Raw genomic sequence first — 21,211 nt, 5'->3', positions numbered from 1 at the left:
GAGAAAAATGACAGCAACCAAAGGTCTCGAAGGCATCGTCGCTACGACGTCATCCATAAGCTCGATCATAGACGGCGTATTGACTTATCGTGGTATTGACATTGACGATCTTGCAGAAAACGCTTCCTTCGAGGAAGTCGCTTATTTGCTCTGGTACGGTAAATTGCCGACCCAATCCGAGCTGGACGATTTATTGAAGCAGCTGGGCGAATACGCGCCGGTTCCCGCAGGAGTGCTTGATCAGCTCAAGCTTTACCCGAAGGATGCCAACTCAATGGCTGCGCTGCGCACGGCGATTTCAAGCCTGGCGCTTTATGACGAGTCCGCAAATGACATGTCGCATGAAGCCAACATTCGCAAAGCTATCAAGCTGCAAGCCCAGCTCCCGACCGTTGTTGCCGCTTTTGCCCGCATCCGTGAGGGTAAAGAGCCTGTTGCGCCGAAAGCAGGCGTATCGGTTGCCTATAACTTCCTTTATATGCTGAGCGGACAAGAACCGGATCAAGTAGCGGTAAAAGCGCTTGATCAAGCGCTCGTGCTCCATGCCGACCATGAACTGAACGCTTCGACTTTCGCCGCTCGCGTCACGGTCGCTACGTTGTCGGACATTTACTCCGGCGTAACTTCCGCTATCGGCGCTCTCAAAGGCCCGCTGCACGGAGGCGCTAACGAAGCCGTTATGGTAATGCTCGAAGAGATCGGCTCCTTTGCGGGTGTTGAATCCTACATCAATGAGAAGCTGTCGAACAAAGAAAAAATTATGGGCTTCGGCCATCGGGTATATAAGAACGGCGACCCGCGGGCGAAGCATTTGCAGAAAATGTCCCGTGAGCTCGGCAAGCTGACCGGCAATATGGAATTGTACGAAATGTCCGTCAAGATCGAAGAGATGGTAACAGGCCAGAAAGGCTTGAAGCCGAACGTGGATTTCTACTCGGCATCCGTTTATACTACGCTTCAAATTCCGCGCGATCTGTTTACGCCTATCTTCGCAATCAGCCGTGTATCAGGATGGACAGCGCACATTCTTGAGCAGTATGAGAATAACCGTCTGATCCGCCCTCGTGCCGAATACGTTGGACCGGTAAACCAGAAAGTGACACCGATCGATCAGCGCAAATAAGATTTGCCAGCCGCCAGGCGGAACAAAAGCCGCCTTGATGTGACGGGGTGTTGGCGCGCAGCATATTGACGGCTGCCCGGCTGGCTCCCGTCATGCTATGTAAACCGCTCTTAAAACATTAGAAGATTCCAGGAGGTAGTTTATTCATGCAACTTCAAAAATTCGCGCTCCCAACCGAAGGCGAGAAAATTATGATCGACAATGGCGTCCTGCAGGTTCCGAACAATCCGATCATTCCTTTTATTGAAGGCGACGGCACAGGCCGCGACATTTGGAAAGCTTCCAAACGCGTTCTTGACGCGGCAGTGGAGAAAGCATACAAAGGCGAGAAAAAGATTGCTTGGTATGAAGTGTTCGCCGGCCAGAAAGCATTCGATGCACACGGCGAATGGCTGCCTGAAGATACGCTGACCGCTATCCGCGAATATATCGTTGCAATCAAAGGTCCTTTGACTACGCCGATCGGCGGCGGCATCCGTTCCCTGAACGTGGCGCTCCGTCAGGAGCTCGACCTGTACGTCTGCTTGCGTCCTGTGCGTTACTTTGACGGTGTTCCTTCGCCTGTTAAACGTCCTGAGCTTGTGAACATGGTTATTTTCCGTGAGAATACAGAAGACATCTATGCGGGCATAGAGTACCAGGAAGGCTCCGCTGAAGTGAAGAAAGTAATCGAGTTTCTGCAAAAAGAAATGGGCGCTAACAAAATCCGCTTCCCGGAAACGTCCGGTATCGGCATTAAGCCTGTTTCGGCGGAAGGCTCCAAACGTCTTGTACGCGCTGCGATCGAATACGCGCTCAAGCATGGCCGCAAATCGCTTACGCTCGTCCATAAAGGCAACATCATGAAATTCACCGAAGGCGCATTCAAAAACTGGGGTTACGAAGTGGCTGAGCAAGAATTCGGCGGCCAAACGTTCACCTGGGGTCAATACGACCGCATTAAAGATGCACAAGGCGTTGACGCGGCGAACAAAGCACAGAAGGAAGCGGAAGCTGCCGGCAAGCTGATCGTGAAAGACGCGATTGCGGACATCGCGCTGCAGCAAGTTCTTACGCGTCCGACGGACTTTGACGTCATTGCGACGCTGAACCTGAACGGCGACTACTTGTCGGATGCACTGGCTGCTCAAGTCGGCGGAATCGGTATCGCACCTGGCGCTAACATCAACTACTTGACAGGGCACGCTATCTTCGAAGCAACGCATGGTACAGCTCCGAAGTATGCGGATCTCGATGTCGTTAACCCGGGCTCCGTTATTTTGTCCGGCGTCATGATGCTTGAACACCTTGGCTGGCTTGAAGCGGCTGAGCTCATTTACAAAGGTATGGAAACTTCGATCAACAACAAAACGGTTACGTATGATTTTGCCCGCCTTATGGAAGGCGCACAAGAGGTTAAATGCTCGGCGTTTGCGGATGAGATCATCAAGAATATGTAGTGGAGATACCCCCTAAATCGGTGGGGAGCACCCCCTAAATCCCCCTGAGCATATGCTTCCGATGCAAGTTTTCCTGCTGAAAACTCTCAGGGGACCCCGAGGGCTCCGCCCTCTGGACACCCGAAGGGTCTAACGTTGGAGTTGGACAGGCGCTTGGGTGGTAGGACGGGGAAGGCTTTCGCCGTGAACCGCATCGATTTGATGCGGTTCATGGCACGCGTGTCGGGTTTCTTGCGTCGCTAGACGCGACGTGCGCTTGCCGCGCGATTCTACAACAGACAAGTGCAAGATAAGAGCAAGAGTGTGGTAAGAGCAAGTGTGTAGAAAGAGCGTGACAAGAGTGAGAGCGAGACATTAGCGAGATTTTAGTTAGATGGGATAACGGTTGGCCACGCTGGGCGTGGATTCTACTATTGGGAGGCAATTGATCATGGCCATTAAACGGAATAAAATTACGGTTGTCGGGGCTGGCTTTACCGGCGCCACGACCGCTTTGATGCTTGCGCAAAAAGAGCTCGGCGACATTGTGCTCGTCGATATCCCGCAGCTTGAAAATCCGACAAAAGGCAAAGCGCTCGATATGATGGAATCTACGCCGGTGCAAGGCTGCGACGCGAATATCATCGGCACGTCGGACTATGCCGACACGAAAGACTCGGATGTCGTTATCATTACGGCAGGCATCGCCCGTAAGCCGGGGATGAGCCGTGACGACCTCGTTAATACGAACGCCGGCATCGTGAAATCGGTTTGCGAGAACGTTAAAGCTTCCAGCCCGAACGCTTATGTGATCATCCTCTCCAATCCGGTTGACGCGATGACCTATGTTGCGTACAATACGCTTGGTTTCCCCAAAAACCGGGTTATCGGCCAATCCGGCGTTCTTGATACGGCCCGTTACTGCACGTTTATCGCGCAGGAGCTCAATGTTTCCGTTGAAGACGTTCGCGGTTTTGTCCTTGGCGGTCACGGCGACGATATGGTTCCGCTTGTTCGTTACTCGAACGTCGGCGGTATTCCGATCGAGAAGCTGATCCCGGCCGATCGTATCGAAGCGATCGTACAGCGTACCCGCGTAGGCGGCGGCGAAATCGTCAATCTTCTCGGTAACGGCAGCGCCTACTATGCGCCTGCAGCATCGCTTGTGCAAATGACGGAAGCTATTTTGAAAGACAAGAAACGCATCATACCGGTAATCGCGCTGCTTCAAGGCGAATACGGCTACGACAATCTGTTCATGGGCGTTCCGGTTGTGCTGGGCGGCGACGGCATCGAGAAAGTATTCGAGCTGGAGCTGACGGCAGACGAGAAAGCCGCGCTTGAGAAGTCGGCTGTTTCGGTACGCAACGTTATTGCGGTTGTAAACGGCTAATTGCTGCTTGACTCATGAAGCACATGAGACCCTGACTGATGTCAGGGTCTTCCTATTTTCGGGAAAGGAGGTCTTCTTATGTTAGAACAGGCACAGCAGATGCTGAAACAGGTTTATGGTTTTGACAGTTTCCGCAAAGGGCAAGCGGACATAATCGAGGGGCTGCTCGAAGGCCGGGATACGCTTGCGATACTCCCGACCGGCGGGGGCAAATCGGTCTGCTATCAGCTCCCGGCTTTGCTGCTTCCGGGAACGACTATCGTCGTATCTCCGCTTATTTCGCTCATGAAGGATCAAGTCGACACGCTAGAGCGATTAGGCGTATCCGCCGCTTATCTGAACAGCTCGCTTGATGCGGCAGCGTATCGCGAAGTCATGAGAAAGACCGCACAAGGCGGTTATAAATTACTGTATGTTGCACCTGAGCGGCTTGATGGGACGATGTTTGAATCGCTTGCGAGTCAAATGCATATCTCGCTGATCGCGATTGACGAAGCGCACTGCGTATCGCAGTGGGGGCATGACTTTCGGCCAAGCTACCGGCAGCTTGCAGGCTGGATCGGCCGACTGGAGAACCGTCCTCCGGTGGCCGCGTTTACGGCAACGGCTACGCCTGAGGTATCCGACGATATATCCGCTATGCTCGGGCTGCGTAAACCGAATGTATTCGTCACCGGCTTTGCGCGGACAAACTTATCTCTTTCAGTCGTGACGGGTACGGATAGGCGGAAGTTTTTGCGCGATTATGTAGCGCAGCGTCCCGATCAGTCTGGAATCATCTACACAGCTACCCGTAAGGAAGCGGAGGACGTGTGTGCCGATTTGAATCGTTTAGGCATATCTGCGGGCAAATATCACGGCGGCCTTGGAGACGAAGAGCGTGCGGAAGCGCAGGAGAAGTTCCGATTTGACGAGATACGTGTCATGGTGGCGACCAATGCATTCGGGATGGGCATCGACAAGCCGAACGTCCGCTACGTCGTTCATTGGCAAATGCCCGGCGACGTCGAATCTTATTACCAGGAAGCGGGGCGTGCCGGACGCGACGGCGAGGAGAGCGAATGCGTGCTTTTGTTCGAGCCGCAGGACGTGCAGGTGCAGCGGTTTCTTATTGAGCGGAGCACGAGCGATCCCGAGCGCCGGACGATTCAACTTAGCAAGCTGTATACGATGATGCATTACAGCCGGACAGAGAAATGCTTGCTGCAGTTTATCGTGAGTTACTTCGGTGAAGAGGATGTGCCTTCCTGCGGCAAATGCAGCAATTGCCTGGATCAAAGCGAGAAGGTGGATATGACCGAGGATGCGCGGAAGGCTTTGTCCTGCGTCGGCCGGCTCAAAGGCAGATTCGGCATCTCGCTTGCGGCGAAAGTGCTTAAAGGCTCCAGGGAGAAGCGAATATTGGAATTCGGTTTGGACAGGCTGTCCACATACGGGCTGCTGCGCGATTGGGCGGAGAAGGATATCTCCGATTGGCTCTACTGGCTCGTGGCTGAAGGTTATATGCGAATCAGCGAGGGAGAATACCCCACGGTTTCGCTCGCGGCGGAGGCGCTTCCTGTGCTCGAAGGAAAGGTAACGGTACTGCGGAGACGCAGCACTGCCGCCAAACGCAGAACCGGAGCAAGCTCGGGAGGGACGGCGAATATGCCGCTGTTCGAGGCGCTGCGCGATTGGCGTAAGGAAACGGCTGCGCGCGAGCATGTGCCTCCTTTCATGCTGTTCTTTGATGCCGCACTGCGCGAAATTGCCGACAGGCAGCCGGTCACGACAGAGCAGCTCCTTGCTGTCAAGGGCGTCGGAGCGGCGAAAGCGGGCAAATACGGCAGCGACGTTATTGCTATTGTGCGAAGGTTCCGAGCTGATGTATCGGCAGTCACCCAAGAAGAAGTAAAGCTATCCGCCTTCGATGGGCCAGAAATAAGAGGGACAAGAAATATTAAAGCGGGGCGTGGCGCGGATAATAACGGAGCATCGGCGGGGCAAACGGCCGGTCTTTCCAGTCATATGCAGTCATTGGCGCTGATACGGCAAGGTCATTCCATAACGCAAATCGCCTCCCAGCGCGAAATGAGCCGGGTGACGATCGAGAATCATCTGCTTCGCTGCGCCGAAGAAGGGGAACCGGTGGACTGGGAGGATTTTATACCGCAGCAGCATGAAGCGCTGATCCTGGAGACGATTATCCAGATCGGAACGGAGCGTCTGAAACCGATCAAGGAAGCGCTGCCTGATGAAATAGACTATTTTGCGATAAAGGCGGTAATGGTTAAGCACAGTATAGCGCATTCGACGGAATAACCTTTTATTTTTGAAATTACGCAGGTGTTCTAGTATACTGGAAAGATAAGTCGCAGTATAGTATTTATCTATACTTTGCTTATCTTTTTGTGGGGAGAAACATGCGGCGCCGCCAAATGGCTGAATGCACGAAACCAGGCGTTGAGTTGAATACGCTAACAATTCGTGCGGCACAGAACCGACCGTGAAGCTTTATCACGCTAACGGTTCGTGCGGTACAGAACCGACCGTGAAGCTTTATCACGCTAACGGTTCGTGCGGTACAGAACCGATCGTGAAAGTGATCACGCTAACGGTCCGTGCGGCACAGAACCGATCGTGAAAGTGATCACGCTAACGGTTCGTGCGGCACAGAACCGATCGTGAAAGTGATCACGCTAACGGTCCGTGCGGCACAGAACCGATCGTGAAGTGATCACGCTAACGGTTCGTGCGGCACAGAACCAATCGTGAAAAGTAGACACGCTAACGGTTCGTGCGGCACAGAACCGATCGTGAAAAGTAGACACGCTAACGGTTCGTGCGAGCGTAAGCCGTTTCTTCTGCACGGATTACACATGAATTGCAGGAGGATGCCAAAATGTCAGGAATTATGTTGTTTTTGCACTTGATCGGCGCGGTAGGCATGGGTTTCTACATCGTACTGCCGGTCTTGGTCGGGCGGGCTTCAAAGCTTGACGGCGCCGGGCAAGCAGGGCTTGCGGAAGGTCTCGTATCCGCTAACCGGATCACACAATATTTTCTCGTTCTGCAGTTTCTTACCGGCGGTTACTTGATTTCGCAAGGCGAATATCAAGTCCTTTGGATGGTTCTGGTAATTGTGTTGTTCCTGGCCATTGCGGCACTTGGCGGTATTGTCACGAAGCCTCTTAAGCGAATTGCCGTCGATATTCAATCCGGCCAAAGCGCATCGTCTCATATTGCGAAAGCGCGGACTCTGAGTATCGTTATATTGATTATTTATCTGGTCATTATTTACTTCATGGCATTTCCGTTTTAACAAGAATGTACAGTTGAAGCATCTAAATCTTGGGGGCGAAACCGTTGACGAAGGAAACACCGGATTTATTAACCTTCGGTGAAACGATGGCGCTCTTCATGCCGCAGGAGTACCGCGGACTTGAAGGCGCCGCTTCATTGGAGCAAAGCTTCGGCGGGGCAGAGAGCAACGTTGCGATCGGCGCCGCGAGGCTCGGATGCTCGGTGGGCTGGTTCGGCGCGCTGGGCGACGATCCTTTCGGTCGCGCAATTCTAAAACGCATTCGCGGCGAAGGCGTGGACGTGTCGCGGTCAAAGCTTGTACAAGGCGAGCAGACGGGACTGATGTTCCGGGAAGCGGTTGCCGGCAAGCTGGCGGTTCATTACTACCGTAAGCATTCTGCGGCCAGCCGGATGCGTCCGGAGCACCTTGATCTGGAATACATAAGCGGCTGTAAGCTTCTCCACGTGACCGGGATTACGCCCGCACTGAGCGACAGCTGCCGGGAGACGATTACAGCGGCCATCGCTGCAGCGAAAAAGGCTGGTGTCAAGGTCAGCTTCGATCCTAACCTTCGGCTCAAGCTGTGGTCGATCGAGGAAGCTCGCCGCGTTGTACTGCCGCTGGCCGAACAGGCGGATTATTTTTTGCCCGGCTGGGACGAGCTCAAGCTGCTATATGAAACGGATGATTTTAACCAGGTGAAAGCCAAGCTGGACCGATTGCAGGCTGTAAGTATCGTGAAGGGCGTCGAGGATAAGACGATCGTCATTGAGAACGGGAAAACGACCGAGGTACCGTTTTATCCGGCGGAGCAAGTCGTGGATACGGTTGGAGCCGGCGACGGCTTTTGCGCAGGATTCCTGGCCGGTCTATTGAAAGGGATGAGCGCGGTCGAAGCGGTTCGTCTCGGCAGCATCAACGGTTCCCTCGTAGTCCAAATGCGCGGGGACTGGGAGGCGCTTCCCGATTGGACGGCCGTCGAACGGCGTTTGTCGGACAAAGGTTGGGTGGAACGGTAAATGGCGGACACCCAATCGTCGAAAGGTCAGCGGCGCCGAGAGCAGATGTTGAACCTTCTGAAAAGGCAGGGTCGTATCAGCATTCAAGAGCTGGTTGAACGGTTTGGGGTTTCGGAGGCCACTGCCAGGCGCGATTTGGAGATCATGGAGAAATCGGAGCCGGTCATCAGAACAATCGGCGGCGCGATGTACGACGGTATGAATGCCGTTCGCGAGCTTCCGTTTGCCGAGAAGGAAGGGCTGTCGTTTCTCGAGAAGGAACGGATTGCCGCGGCCGCTGTAGGATTAATCGACGAGGGTGACGTGGTCGGCCTATCCGGGGGCACTACCAACTATTATCTCGCCAAGCTTCTTAAAACGCGGCGGGGCATAACGGTCGTCACCAATGCCGTGAATGTCGCGATGGAGCTTGCCGGAAGCGACATTCAAGTGGTGGTCACCGGCGGTATGATGCGCCATAACAGCTTCGAGCTGTGCGGACCGCTCGGCGAGGGCATGGTCGGTCAGCTCAATATCGGAAAAATGTTTCTCGGCGTTGACGGTGTCTCCTCAACCGGCGGCATCACGACCTATTCCGAGCAGGAAGCGCACATAGCCAAGGCGATGATTGGCCGCTCGCAGGCAACTTATGCAATGTTCGATCATACGAAAATCGGCCGCACATCGCTGTTCTCAATCGCTCCGCTTTCGGTGCTGCAGGGCTTTATAACCGATATGCCGCTTCCACAGCAGCTTTCGGCGGCGGCGGAGGCGCACGGCATCAGCGTCTTCCTCGCTGAAGACGGCTCCGCAGTGGAACACATGGAATAAGCACAGCGAGATGGGCCGAATTTAAAAATATCATTCCCGTGCAAAGAAAGCTTCCAAATCCGAAGTAAGGATTTGGAAGCTTTCTGGTTTTTCTGGAAGCTTCATGCGTGACTTAATCAATCCGCAGCGTAGACCTGCCTGCCTCCGACCCAGGTGCGAAGTACTGAAGTGAATGATTCGGATGCCAGGACAAGGTCGGCTTGTTTACCGATTGCAATGCTGCCTGTGCGCTGCTGCAGTCCAAGCTGCCTTGCCGGATTGGCGCTGGCAATTCGGCTCACCTGCGATACAGTTAAATTGGTGTGCTCCAGCATAAAGCGGAAGGCATCAATCATTGTAAGCGTACTTCCTGCAAGACTGCCGCCTTCGCGCAGCCGGGCGATGCTGGCCCGCACGTCGACGGTGAGCCCGCCCAAATCGTATTCGCCGTCTCCCAGGCCTGCTGCCGCAATAGCGTCGGTAATCAGGATCAATTTGTCGGCGGGCTTGGATGCGGCAAGCAGTCTAACGGCGGCAGGATGAACGTGGTGCCCGTCCGCAATAATTTCGGCATAGATGCGGGCGTCCGTCAAGACCGCGCCGACCGTACCCGGCTCGCGGTGATGAAGACCGCGCATGGCATTATAGGTATGCACAGCTTGTGATAGGCCGGCATCGGCCGCTTTCATGATATCGGCATATACGGCGTCAGTATGACCGCATGCAGCGACTATTCCCTGCCGGGCGAGCTGCTTGATTAGCTCCAGAGCGCCTTCCTTCTCAGGAGCAAGGGTCAATTGTTTGATTATTCCGGGATGAAGGGATACCCATTTGTCGACCCAATCCATTCTGGGCGGCGATATATAAGCGGGATTCTGTGCGCCCGGCCACAGCTCACTGATGAATGGGCCTTCAAGGTGAACGCCGGCGAGTGCTGCGTAAGGCATATCGCTACGCATGTATTCCGCAGCGGCTTCAAGAACGGCTTCAATCGCCTCGCGTGAAGCGGTTACCGTCGTAGCGAGCATGGTTGTCGTCCCTTTTGATGCGTGAAAGCGGGTTATCGTATCGAACGCAGGTTTGGATGCATCCATGAAATCGGCGCCGTATCCGCCGTGTACATGGACGTCGATAAAACCGGGCAGCAGTATGCCGCCGGCGCCGTCAATAATTGTTATTCCGCCGTTCCCGCCTGTATCATGGACAAGACCGGCTTTCTTTTGCACAACCGCGGCGATAACGCCGTTCTCAACAACTACGCTGCCTTCCACGAGGCCGCTGTCAAGGACAATTTTTACGTTATCGAGGCGCCATTTGTCAATCAAAGGGTTCATAAATTACAACAACCTCCCAGCCTCTCGATCGAGAAGCACGATGACTCTTGCGTGGGTTTGCAGCAGCGATGCGGGACATTCGGTGGTAATCGGCCCGGTTAAGGACTGCTTCACAATTTCCGCCTTATCCGCGCCTTTAACGACCAGCAGTATATTTTGCGCCTTCAAAATCGAGCCTACGCCCATCGTAATAGCCCTCGTCGGCACTTGATCGAGCGAGTCGAAGAATCGCGCATTCGCTTCCCGCGTCGCGGCTTTCAGCTCTACAATATGAGTGCCGGCTTGAAGCGCATTGTCCGGCTCGTTAAAGCCGATGTGCCCGTTATGACCGAGACCGAGCAGCTGCATGTCAATCGGATTTGCTGCCAGCATCCGGTCGTATCCGAGGCACTCAGCCTGAAGATTATGAGCCATTCCGTCCGGCAAATGGGCACGGCCAGCCGGCAAATCGATATCATTGAACAGATGCTGCTTCATAAATCGGGCATAGCTTTGATCATGGCTTGGCGCAAGGCCGACATATTCGTCAAGGTTAAAGGTGGCTGCATCACGGAAAGTCATCTTTCCCGACCGATGCATCTCTATCATTTTTTCATAAATACCGACCGGTGTCGAGCCTGTCGCCAGACCAAGTACAGCATCCGGTTTATGCTCTAATAGGTCCGAAAACAGCTGCGCAGCGTAAATGTCGAGCTCTGCTGCGGTATCAAAACGTTTTATCTCCATCCGAAACGGCCTCCCAGGTGTTTTTATTGTGTTGAAGGAGCAAAAAACATACTTCAAAACGACAGTCGGATTCTCCGAGCCGAATTATCCTGTTTAAGCATCAAAAGCGAGATACGTGGTATGGAAACATCTCGCTATCCTAATGATTTAATTGTAAGGCATTACGATAATTATGACAATTAAAATGATTCAAAAAATCATAATAATGATTGATACAATCAAATATTTCAGGAGAACATGGAATCATCATAATGGATGATGATCTTGCGTTCGACTAAAGAGACCGTTTAAGCTTCGCAGGCGATAGCGCTGCGCCCGCCTGCTCGACTTGCTCCCGGGGTGAGCATTATGTAAGAATGGATTAAACAAATAATGTCTAGGGGAGTCGAAATATGACGGAAAATAAGGGTTCGGGACCGGAGAGCAGCGGGCAAACGGTTCGCCGCAAGAGCGAGCATATCCGTATTTGCCTCGAGGAGCCTGTTCAAAGCTTGGGAATTGAAACAGGTTTTCAGTATTACCGGTTCCGCCATTGCGCACTCCCTGAAATCGCGTTTAATGACGTGGATATAAGCGGCCCGTTTCTTGGGCTGCCGCTGCGGGCGCCTCTGCTCATCAGCTCCATGACCGGCGGAACGGAGGAAGCGGGCAGTATCAACAGCCGATTGGCTGAAGCCGCGGAGGCGCGGGGGTGGGCGATGGGCCTGGGGTCGATGCGTGCGGTTATCGAGAATGAACAGCTTGCCGGAACATTCCGTGTTCGCAGGGAGGCGCCTACTATTCCGCTGATCGCCAACCTTGGCGCCGTACAGCTGAATTACGGCTATGGAGTGGATCAATGCCGGCGCGCGGTTGAGTTGGCCGAAGCAAACGCGCTTGTGCTGCATCTGAACAGCCTTCAGGAGGTCTTTCAGGCAGAAGGCGATACAAATTTCCGGGGGCTGCTCGAACGGATCGGGGAAGTATGCAGGCAAATCGGAGTTCCAGTCGGGATCAAAGATGTAGGCTGGGGCATTGATGCCGAGACAGCCGCCCGGCTTGCAGATGCAGGCGTCTCGTTCATCGACGTGGCCGGAGCGGGCGGTACGTCCTGGAGCCAGGTCGAGAAGCACCGCTCGCGGGATCCGCTTCGCGCAGCCGCTGCAGCCGCTTTCGCTGACTGGGGCATACCGACCGCCGAATGCGTGCGCGAGGTGCGGGTGCGCCTGCCTCAGACGTGTATTATTGCGAGCGGCGGGCTGAACACCGGCGTCGATGCTGCGAAGGCAATCGCGCTCGGAGCTGACATCGCGGGCTTCGGGCGTTCGCTGCTCGCCGGCGCTGCAGCCAGCGAAGACGGGCAAGCGGGACCGGAAACCCTGTACAATCAGTTGGAACGTATCGAGTTCGAGCTTCGAACGGCAATGTTCGGAATCGGAGCCGCAACGCTGTCGCAGCTGCGCGGTACCGACCGTCTGATGATGCGCTGATCCGGCGGCAGCCGAGCCGCCCGGTACGGCTATTTCCGCCTCTCCGTTTGCCGCCCGGCCTATACAGTCCCCCTTTTATTATGAAGCAGCCTGCAGTCTCTCATTACGTTGTCGCTGCTTTCTCCGAGTGATCGTCCGCACCGGACCGGGAGCAGCATTGCAATTGCGATGCATGCTTTGCCAGCGAGGCGCAAGGTGCAGTACAATATAAGGCAGCAAAATCATTTCAATAACGGAGCTGTGAGGATAACAAGATAGAGCTGGGGGGAATTCAGTTGTCAGCGTGGTTTGAACGGAGCTTCGGATCCGATTATATGATTGTGTACCGCCACAGGGATTGGGAGCAGGCGGATCGCGAGGTTCAGAAGATGGCTGGATGGCTGGAGCTTCCGGATTCGGCCGAGGTGCTCGATATCGGCTGCGGGATGGGGCGCCATGCGCTCGCTTTGGCCAGACTCGGGTTCAAGGTAACGGGAATCGACTTGTCCGAAGCGCTGCTGGAGAAAGCGCGCGAGTGTAATATCGAGGAGCGGATTGAGGCGTTGATACAAGGGGATATGCGAGCCCTCCCTTTCGAGAACGGAAGGTTTCGCGCGACCGTAAATTTATTTACATCATTCGGCTACTTCGAGGACGAATCGGATAACCGCCGTGTGCTTAAGGAAATCCGACGTGTGCTGCGCGCGGATGGGAAATTTTTAATCGATTTTCTTAACCCGGCTTATGTGAAGCGTCATCTTGTTCCCCATTCAGTGCGGGTTGACGCGCAAACGGGTCTTCAAATAGAAGAGAACAGAACTATTATGGACGGATGGGTTGTCAAACAAATCACAATAGGCTCTCCTGGCGATCGTGATGCGGTCCGAAGCTATGAAGAGCGAGTACGGTTATTTCCGCTCGAATGGTTCGCCGGCGCGTTGGCGGAGGCGGGGCTGACGCTTGATAGCGTATATGGAGATTACGAGGGATGTACATATAACGAAATGGAATCGCCGCGTATGATCATGGCGGGGAGGGTATCGTTTTGACGGAATCGACAACAACGAATTGGTCGGACGGTATCGTGCAGGTGAAAGTGCCTTTGCCTTTTTCATTGAAATGGGTGAACAGCTATCTGCTTCCGGATGAGCGCGGGTACAGCTTGATCGATCCGGGACTTCATACGCCGGAGGCGGTTGCAGTGTGGAAGTTCATATTAGAAGAGAGGGGTATCGGCTTTACGGATATCCATACGATAGTATTAACGCACCAGCATCCCGACCATTACGGTCTTTCCGGCTGGTTCCAGCATCTCACCGGCGCTCCGGTTATGATGTCTGAGCCCTCTTACTCGTATGCGGTACGGTTATGGGGGGAGGAGCGGTCCTTCACTTCGGAATTATCGGAGCTTTATGCGCAGAACGGAATGCCCTTGTCCATTACTGAACAGATCGGGCCTCATCTCGAAAGCTTTGTCGAGAGGGTATCCCCTCAGCCGGAAGTCACTTGGATGACCGCCGGTCAGACGATCCGTATGGGGGGATTCGATTGGGAAACCATTGATGCGCCCGGGCATGCGCGCGGACAGCTCTGTTTCTACTCGCCCGAACGCAGATGGATGATTTGCGGTGATCAGGTGCTTCCGGATATTACGCCCAATATCAGCATTGTTCCGGGAGAAGACAGTGATCCGCTGCAGCAGTATAAGAGCAGTCTCGGTCATCTGCGGACGTTCGATGTGGCGATGGCTTTTCCCGGGCACCGGAATCCGTTCACTCGTTTCGAGGCCCGGATTGATGAGCTGCTGGAGCACCACGAACGGAGGCTGAAAGAAATGGTGCGCTTCCTTAAAGAAGCGCCATGCACCGGTTATCAGATGTGCGAGAGGCTGTTCGGCTCCCGGATTGCCGGAAATACACATAATTTGCGCTTCGCAATGTCCGAGACGCTTGCGCATTTGGTTTATTTGGAACGGAAGCGGGAAGCTGTAAGTCAAATAAAAGACGGAATCGTTGTTTATGAAGCGTAATTATTAAAGAAGCCTCATACCGGACATCTGTAAATACTGGTATAATAAGTGAGATTGGTCGGGCTTTATTTCTAATTTACAGCCTGCCTAAAGGAGCTTGACTGCATGTACGTATCGCGCTCGGAATCGCGCCAGCACAATAAGAAACGAAAGTCCCGCCGTATCCGGCGTTTGCTTTTTTTTAACCTCGCTATGCTGATTATCATTTGCGTACTGGCCGCGGTCTATTTCAGCATGAGACAGAGCGGCGACGGGCGAGCGGACCCCGGTTCTGGGGACGCCAATCGGCAGATAGCGGGGAATACTTCCCCTGGAACAGGCGAGTCTGGAGCGTCTGCGGGCAAAGGGCGCAATAATTCCGGTTCAGAGGGCTCCGGTAATGGAGCGTCTGCAGGCTCTGACCCGGCTGCTTCCGGCGCGGGAAGCGGCGGAAGCGGAGTCCCTGAAGGGCAAGCCCCCGGAGGTTCGGCAGTGAAGACGTCCCACGACGGGAGAGAAGAGAGCGGCGGAAACGGCGGTAAAGTGACCCTGTCCTTTGTCGGCGATATTTTGCTTGCATCATCCGTTGAGAATCTGATGGAGAAAAACGGTTACGATTATCCGTACAAGAAGTCGCTTCCTTTTCTGACCAAGCCGGATATAATGGCGGGAAACCTGGAGACGCCGATTACGGAGCGCGGCTTGCCGGCGGCAAACAAAAGCTATGTGTTTAAGGGCTCGCCGAAATCTCTCCCCGCATTGAAAAACGCGGGGTTCGATATCGTGAATCTGGCAAATAACCATACATTGGATCAAGGTGTGGACGGCTTGCTTGATACGATCGGCCATCTTGACGAAGCGGGAATTTCCAATATGGGGGCCGGAAACGACGACGCCGAAGCATTTAAACCTGCGGTGCTCGAATCGAACGGCGTCAGCGTTGCATACATCGGACTGACAAGGGTCGTTCCGGTAGCTTCCTGGAAGGCCGATAAAAACCGCCCCGGACTAGCCGAAACTTATGATTCGACCCGGGCGCTTAAAGCAATCCGGGAGGCGAAGAAGCTGGCGAATATCGTGGTTGTTATGGTGCACTGGGGAATTGAAAAGTCGGATACGCCAAACGCGGACCAGAAGCGGCTAGCGCATGAATATATCGATGCCGGAGCGGATTTGGTTATCGGCAGCCACCCTCACGTGCTGCAAGGCTTCGAAATGTATAAAGGCAAGTGGATTTCATACAGCCTGGGCAATTATATTTTTAATGTTACAAAAACGGATAAAACGAAGGACACCGGCGTGTTGGATGCCGTATGCACGGGAGAAGGCAGCTGCTCGCTTCAATTTCATCCGATGCGGGCTGCTCTGTCCCAGCCTGCCCCTCTTCAAGGCGAACAAGCGGCAGCGCTGCTTCATAGACTATCCGGTCTCTCCATCAACGCGACGATCGATGAGGATGGTTATATTAAACCGAAGGAGCAGTGATCCGCATGTTTAACCCGTGTGTAGCCCACCGTGGGGCGTCCGGCCTGGCTCCGGAAAACACGATGAGCGCTTTTAACGCGGCAATGTCTTTTCCTTTTGTGCAGTGGATTGAGCTTGACGTTCAATTGTCGCGGAACGGCGTACCGGTGGTGATCCATGACGATACGCTAAACCGCACAACAAGCGCTGCGGGTCGAGTGGCCGATTTTACGACATCGCAGTTGTCGCGGCTGGACGCCGGCAGATGGTTTTCAAAATCGTTCGCGGGAGAGAGCCTGCCGTTGCTTGAGCAGGTTCTTGATGCAACTGTCGGTCGATGCAGGCTTAACATTGAGCTCAAAACGTATGGCGGCCGGTATCCCGGTATGGAAAGGCGGGTCGTGGAGCTGCTCTACGCCAAAGGACTGGAGCGGGATGCGGTAATTACGTCGTTCGACACGGAGGCGCTGCGAAAAGTAAGAGAGCTTTCGCCGGAAGTCACTACCGGCCTTATAATTGATGCAGCCCCGCAGTCGCTGGTATCCGATTTGTTTGCGCTTGGAGCTTCTTTTCTGTCTATCGCGCACAAACGGATTACGCATGCTCTTATGGCGGCGATGAAGAGCAGAGAGATAACGGTAATGGCTTGGACCGTTAACGATATCGCCACGATGAAAAAGCTGGCGTCGATCGATCCGTCTCTTATGATTTGCACGAATTATCCCGACCGCTACGGCCAGCTGCTTCTCGAAACGAGCAAAAGATAGTATGATCGGTTCCTGGAACGCGTCAGCCGTCCGTTCAGAAACATAATGCTCCGCTCCGTCCCGTTCCATACACACAGGAACGGTTTGCGTAAGAACCTCATACACGCTCTTTACATAAAAAAACCGGCCCTCGCCTTAGTGACGGCCGGTTTCGCGTTCGTTGCTTTCGAAGTCGCGGTAACGGTCGCGTATCTCCAGCAATTTAGGCAGCTGCTCCATGAAAATGTCCACAAGGCGAGGATCGAAATGGCGTCCCCGCTCTTCGTCAAACAGCTGGAGAATTCGGTCCAGCTCCCATGCTTTCTTGTAAGCGCGGTCGCTCCCAAGCGCGTCAAAAACATCCGCGATCGCTGTGATTCGTCCGTACAGATGGATATCCTCGCCGCTAAGTCCTTGCGGATAGCCGGTGCCGTTCCATTTTTCATGATGCTGATGAGCAACGACGGCGGCCATTTTCAACAGCTCGCGGCCTGAAGATTTGAGCAAATTGTATCCGATTTCCGTATGCCGTTTCATAAGAGCGAATTCTTCAGCCGTAAGTTTTCCCGGTTTTTGAAGTACGGCATCGGGGATAGCGACCTTCCCGATATCGTGCATCGGCGATACCATCTTGAGCAGCTCCGCTTCATCGGCGCTAAGTCCGCAGCCGAGCGCCAGCACGAAGGAGTATTCCGCGACACGTTTGACATGATGGCCGGTTTCTTTGGACCGGCTTTCCCCGATCTCGCCCATCGCAAATATGATTTCGCGCTGTGTGGCCATGATTTCTTCATGCAGCATGACGGATTCGAGCGACTTGCCCGCATAGGAAGCGGCAAGCTGCAGCTGCTCCAGTTCATGTGTGGTGAAGACCCCGTTCGGGGTAAGCTTATTTACGGCTTGGTAGGCTCCTATGTTGCTGCCGTCGTTACCGACGAACGGCACAGTGATAATCGATTTCGTACGATAGCCGGTGCGCCGGTCGTTCTCGGCATTATGCCGGGGATCATTGTATGCATCTTCGATCAACAGCGGCTGACCCGTTGCGATCGAGTGTCCGACGATACCGGAACCTAGCGGGATCCGAATTTCGTCAACGCCATGGGCGACCGTTGTGAACAACTCCCCGCGAGCGCGGTCGATCAGCCACACCGTACACCGGTCAGCCAGAATCATTTCCCGGCCCATATTAGCCATTAATAGAAGAACGCTGCCTAGGCTGCGCTCATTCGCGATTTTCGCGGTATAATCGAAAATAATACGAAGAAGCTGGTCCGGCGTACGCTCATTACAGGAATTTTCCGGGTAAGCTGTATCGCTAGGCTCGTTAATCAAAGAACGACACTCCTTGACTGCGTAGTGGAAGACAAATGGTTGCGGTACTTCGTCAACTTTCACGTTCTTTCGACATAATCACTTTCTACGCAGGCTTGCGGGAATCCTGCTAATGTGAACACTTTGAATGGAAATATGTACAATACCGTGTTGGAGGTCTTGCAATGGTTGGATGGATTGAAGAATGGTGGCTGCGTCTTGCTGTTGGCCTCGTGGGCAGCGGCGCGATCGCTTTATTGGCCTTCAATATGCGCTCGCTGACGGCTTCCGGAGCCTGGTCGGCGGTTGCAATGGGAACCGGCTATGTAATGTTCGGCGGGCCGGCGTGGTTCGGCGCGCTTATTGTCTTTTTTGCTTCATCGACCGCATGGTCCAGGTTTAAGCGGCGGCATCGGTTCAAACGGGACGCCGAAGCTAATTACGCTAAGGGCGGCAGGCGTGACGCCGGTCAAGTATGGGCCAACGGCGGAATCGGTCTTGGGCTATGCGCCGCGCACGCGCTGTGGCCCGGCGATGGATGGCTTTATGCTTTTGCCGGCGTAATGGCAGCTGTAAATGCGGACACCTGGGCGACCGAGATCGGCGCGCTCAGCCGCACGGCACCGCGGTCTTTGCTCAGCGGCCGGTCCGTTCCGCCGGGCACGAGCGGCGGCGTCACCTCGCTTGGCAGCGCCGCTGCGCTGGCAGGCGCGGCGTCTATCGGCGCAGCCGTGGCGCTGCTGGCGTCGCCGCCCCTTGCGAACGCGCCCGCGGAGGCTGCGCCGGGCGCGCTGTTCGCCACGGCTGCAGCGGCCGGTATAGCCGGCGCCTTCGTGGACTCCTGGCTCGGCGCTACCGTACAAACCATGTACCGCTGCCGGGTATGCGGCAGCGAGACGGAGCGCGCCAGCCATTGCGGCGAGGCTGCCCGCCGGATACGCGGCTTTGTCTGGATGACCAATGACGCGGTCAACCTCGCCTCTTCCGCGGCAGCGGGCTTTCTCGCCTGGGGCATCGGTACCGCTCTGAGCTAGCCCGTCCCGCTTCCGACGCGGTGCTTCATTCACCTTTCACCTGCCATTCACGGAACTCCGCCCCCCCGGATGAAAAATTTGCATCTTTAATGCGCGATTTTGTCATTTCTCATTCAGCCGCACGAGCAATGCCGATTTACTAATTTCGTTAAGCCCGGCAGAGGAATGCCGCTTATTTAGATCTTTATTAATTAATTTACATTATTAGGTTGACAGCGCATTCATCCACTAGTATTCTAACTCTGATATAGGCAAAACATCATAATGGCTAAGCTGTAAAAGATTGATAGATCCAGTGCGAAAGTAAGAGCGAACGGAAAGGAGAATGACCGCAATTGAAGATCGAAACGGCAGCCTCGTTCCCCAACCAAAACGAGCCGATATTGCGTGCTGTGAATGTAAAGAAGGTGTTTGGGCGAGGCGAAACAGCGGTGACCGCCGTTAAAAATATTCACCTGGATATTGCCCGCGGTTCAATGGTTGCCCTCAAAGGCCGGTCCGGTTCCGGCAAGACGACGCTGCTAAATTTATTGGCAGCCCTTGACCAGCCTACCGAAGGCCGTGTTTTATTTAACGGGCAAGAGCTTTCGTTCCTGCCGGAGAAACAACGCAGCGCGTGGAGACGGTCGCAGATAGGCCTTGTTTTTCAGGCCTTCGGATTGGTTCCGCTTATGTCGGCTTATGAGAACGTTGAATTCGGCTTGCGCATCGCTGGAGCCGATAAGAAGCTGAATAAGGAGCGGGCGGAGAAGGCGCTGGAGTGGGTGGGCATGAAGCAGCGGATGAAGCACCGGCCGCCCGAGCTGTCCGGCGGCGAGCAGCAGAGAGTCGCCATTGCCCGCGCCATCGCACACGAGCCGGTATTATTGCTGGCGGACGAGCCTACCGCCGAGCTGGACAGCCGAATGGGACTGCAGGTCATCAAGGTATTCCGTGACTTGGTCGAACGCCGGGGAATGACAGTCGTTATGACGACGCACGATCCCGGAATTATGGAAATCGTCGACCACGTCATTGCATTGGAGGATGGAGAAATTGTCGTTGGGTCGAAATCGTAAACGCCGCAGACTGTTATTCAAGCAATCATCGGTCATATTACTTGCTTCAGCATTATTATCGGGTTGTTCGCTGCTGCCGCAGGATCAGAAGGAGCTGCAGCCTCCGCTTGTAAAGCCGGCCCAGGAGAAATTCGATTCGGTTGAAGCGAAGAAGGGGAGGATCGAACGGTTCTTCTCGGGGACTGCGATCGTGGCCTCCAGCCGGAATATTCCGCTCTTCTACAGCGATAACGGAAGATTGAAAGATATCTATGTGAAACAGGACGATACCGTGAGAGAAGGCCAGCTGCTAGCCGAGCTTGATATGGGCGATTTGGATTTACGTATCAAGCTGCAGAAGCTGAGCCTCGAGCGCGCCAATCTCGAATATATGCGAGTCAAGCAATCCGGAACCGACAAGGATGAAATACGGCTTCGTGAAATTGATGCCCAGCGGGAGAGAATCCTCCTCGACGCGCTTGAGAAACAGATGGAATCCGCACGGTTAACGGCGCCAATCGATGGAATTGTCTCGTTTAAGGATACGATTCAACCCGGGGACGGCATTACAGGTTATAAACCGATTGTAAGCGTTTCCGACCCGAAACAGATTTACCTGGTCTATGAAGCGGAGGACCCGAAGACGATTTCCGCAATTCAGCTTCATATGGATGTGGAAATCACGGTGGATAATCAGAAGCTGAAGGGCAGAGTGCTTCAAGCCCCGTCCAGTGCGCCGTTTACCGATAACAAGGAGCTGGCGGAACGTAATGCCAAACTGTTGTATGTAGGCTTGTCCACGCCTAACGATAAGCTTGCCTTGGGTCAAAGCGCCGACATTCGGATCATGCTGGAAGAGAAGGATAACGTAATTGTTCTGCCAAGGAGCGGCTTGCGCACCTATCTCGGCCGAACTTACGTACAGGTGCTGGAAGGGGACCGCCGCAAGGAAGTCGACGTCGAACCGGGACTTATGACGTCTACGGAAGTTGAAATTGTGAAGGGGCTGGAACCCGGTCAGCAGGTTATACTGAACAACTAGTCCGGCTCTGGTCGATTGAAGAAGAGGTGAAAC

Annotated in this window: 18 protein-coding genes; 15 read left to right on the top strand and 3 right to left on the bottom strand. The window is 54.3% G+C overall.

Annotation, left to right across the window (positions count from 1 at the left end; genetic code table 11):
* Positions 1 to 7 precede the first annotated feature (7 nt).
* The 7 genes from citZ (at position 8) to KZ483_RS21585 (ending at position 9,046) form a co-directional block, all read left to right on the top strand.
* A complete protein-coding gene (citZ, locus tag KZ483_RS21615) occupies positions 8 to 1,123 on the top strand; it encodes a citrate synthase (RefSeq protein ID WP_220349592.1) in 1,116 nt (371 codons plus the stop codon).
* 146 nt (positions 1,124 to 1,269) lie between these two features.
* Positions 1,270 to 2,562: an NADP-dependent isocitrate dehydrogenase gene (icd, locus tag KZ483_RS21610; RefSeq protein WP_220349591.1), complete on the top strand. Its 1,293-nt coding sequence runs from the start codon at positions 1,270 to 1,272 to the stop codon at positions 2,560 to 2,562.
* 430 nt (positions 2,563 to 2,992) lie between these two features.
* On the top strand, positions 2,993 to 3,934 hold the full coding sequence (gene mdh / locus KZ483_RS21605) for a malate dehydrogenase (RefSeq protein WP_220349590.1): 942 nt from the start codon (positions 2,993 to 2,995) through the stop codon (positions 3,932 to 3,934).
* A 78-nt stretch (positions 3,935 to 4,012) separates the two neighbouring features.
* Positions 4,013 to 6,235 carry a DNA helicase RecQ gene (recQ, locus tag KZ483_RS21600; RefSeq protein WP_220349589.1) on the top strand — a complete coding sequence of 741 codons (2,223 nt, stop codon included), beginning with the start codon at positions 4,013 to 4,015 and terminating at the stop codon, positions 6,233 to 6,235.
* Positions 6,236 to 6,815: 580 nt separating this feature from the next.
* The gene (locus KZ483_RS21595) at positions 6,816 to 7,235 is read left to right on the top strand and encodes a hypothetical protein (protein WP_220349588.1); all 420 of its coding nucleotides are present in this window, start codon (positions 6,816 to 6,818) and stop codon (positions 7,233 to 7,235) included.
* 44 nt (positions 7,236 to 7,279) lie between these two features.
* Positions 7,280 to 8,236, top strand: coding sequence for a sugar kinase (locus KZ483_RS21590; protein WP_220349587.1), 957 nt, complete (start codon positions 7,280 to 7,282; stop codon positions 8,234 to 8,236).
* Positions 8,237 to 9,046: a DeoR/GlpR family DNA-binding transcription regulator gene (locus KZ483_RS21585; protein ID WP_220349586.1), complete on the top strand. Its 810-nt coding sequence runs from the start codon at positions 8,237 to 8,239 to the stop codon at positions 9,044 to 9,046. It abuts the gene before it with no gap.
* A gap of 116 nt (positions 9,047 to 9,162) precedes the next feature.
* Here the strand turns inward: KZ483_RS21585 and nagA are convergent, their stop codons facing one another.
* Both nagA and nagB read right to left on the bottom strand, forming a co-directional pair.
* Entirely contained in the window at positions 9,163 to 10,359 is a 1,197-nt protein-coding gene (gene nagA, locus KZ483_RS21580; RefSeq protein ID WP_220349585.1) for an N-acetylglucosamine-6-phosphate deacetylase, read from the bottom strand.
* Between the two features lie 3 nt (positions 10,360 to 10,362).
* Positions 10,363 to 11,085, bottom strand: coding sequence for a glucosamine-6-phosphate deaminase (gene nagB, locus KZ483_RS21575; protein ID WP_220349584.1), 723 nt, complete (start codon positions 11,083 to 11,085; stop codon positions 10,363 to 10,365).
* A gap of 392 nt (positions 11,086 to 11,477) precedes the next feature.
* On the opposite strand from nagB, the gene fni reads away from it, so the two are divergent.
* From fni to KZ483_RS21550, 5 genes are all read left to right on the top strand, one after another.
* Positions 11,478 to 12,554, top strand: a complete 1,077-nt coding sequence (fni, locus tag KZ483_RS21570) for a type 2 isopentenyl-diphosphate Delta-isomerase (protein WP_220349583.1) — start codon at positions 11,478 to 11,480, stop codon at positions 12,552 to 12,554.
* 275 nt (positions 12,555 to 12,829) lie between these two features.
* Positions 12,830 to 13,582, top strand: coding sequence for a class I SAM-dependent methyltransferase (locus KZ483_RS21565; protein ID WP_258881369.1), 753 nt, complete (start codon positions 12,830 to 12,832; stop codon positions 13,580 to 13,582).
* On the top strand, positions 13,579 to 14,562 hold the full coding sequence (locus KZ483_RS21560) for an MBL fold metallo-hydrolase (RefSeq protein WP_220349582.1): 984 nt from the start codon (positions 13,579 to 13,581) through the stop codon (positions 14,560 to 14,562). The genes KZ483_RS21565 and KZ483_RS21560 overlap by 4 nt, the downstream gene beginning before the upstream one ends.
* A gap of 105 nt (positions 14,563 to 14,667) precedes the next feature.
* A complete protein-coding gene (locus tag KZ483_RS21555; RefSeq protein WP_220349581.1) occupies positions 14,668 to 16,026 on the top strand; it encodes a CapA family protein in 1,359 nt (452 codons plus the stop codon).
* 5 nt (positions 16,027 to 16,031) lie between these two features.
* The gene (locus KZ483_RS21550) at positions 16,032 to 16,772 is read left to right on the top strand and encodes a glycerophosphodiester phosphodiesterase (RefSeq protein ID WP_220349580.1); all 741 of its coding nucleotides are present in this window, start codon (positions 16,032 to 16,034) and stop codon (positions 16,770 to 16,772) included.
* Between the two features lie 135 nt (positions 16,773 to 16,907).
* Here KZ483_RS21550 and KZ483_RS21545 read toward each other — a convergent pair whose 3' ends face one another.
* Entirely contained in the window at positions 16,908 to 18,086 is a 1,179-nt protein-coding gene (locus KZ483_RS21545) for an HD domain-containing phosphohydrolase (protein WP_258881368.1), read from the bottom strand.
* 164 nt (positions 18,087 to 18,250) lie between these two features.
* On the opposite strand from KZ483_RS21545, the gene KZ483_RS21540 reads away from it, so the two are divergent.
* The 3 genes from KZ483_RS21540 to KZ483_RS21530 all read left to right on the top strand — a co-directional run bounded on the left by KZ483_RS21540 (position 18,251) and on the right by KZ483_RS21530 (position 21,178).
* A complete protein-coding gene (locus tag KZ483_RS21540) occupies positions 18,251 to 19,099 on the top strand; it encodes a DUF92 domain-containing protein (protein WP_220349578.1) in 849 nt (282 codons plus the stop codon).
* 341 nt (positions 19,100 to 19,440) lie between these two features.
* A complete protein-coding gene (locus KZ483_RS21535) occupies positions 19,441 to 20,157 on the top strand; it encodes an ABC transporter ATP-binding protein (RefSeq protein ID WP_397376223.1) in 717 nt (238 codons plus the stop codon).
* Positions 20,141 to 21,178 (top strand): efflux RND transporter periplasmic adaptor subunit, encoded by a 1,038-nt coding sequence (locus KZ483_RS21530; RefSeq protein ID WP_220349576.1) that lies wholly within the window; start codon positions 20,141 to 20,143, stop codon positions 21,176 to 21,178. The genes KZ483_RS21535 and KZ483_RS21530 overlap by 17 nt, the downstream gene beginning before the upstream one ends.
* The last annotated feature ends 33 nt before the right edge of the window (positions 21,179 to 21,211 follow it).

The sequence above is a fragment of the Paenibacillus sp. sptzw28 genome, from assembly GCF_019550795.1.
Lineage (GTDB): Bacteria > Bacillota > Bacilli > Paenibacillales > Paenibacillaceae > Paenibacillus_Z.
Note: the sequence above shows the minus strand (reverse complement) of the source record. Positions and strands in the feature narration are given on the sequence as shown.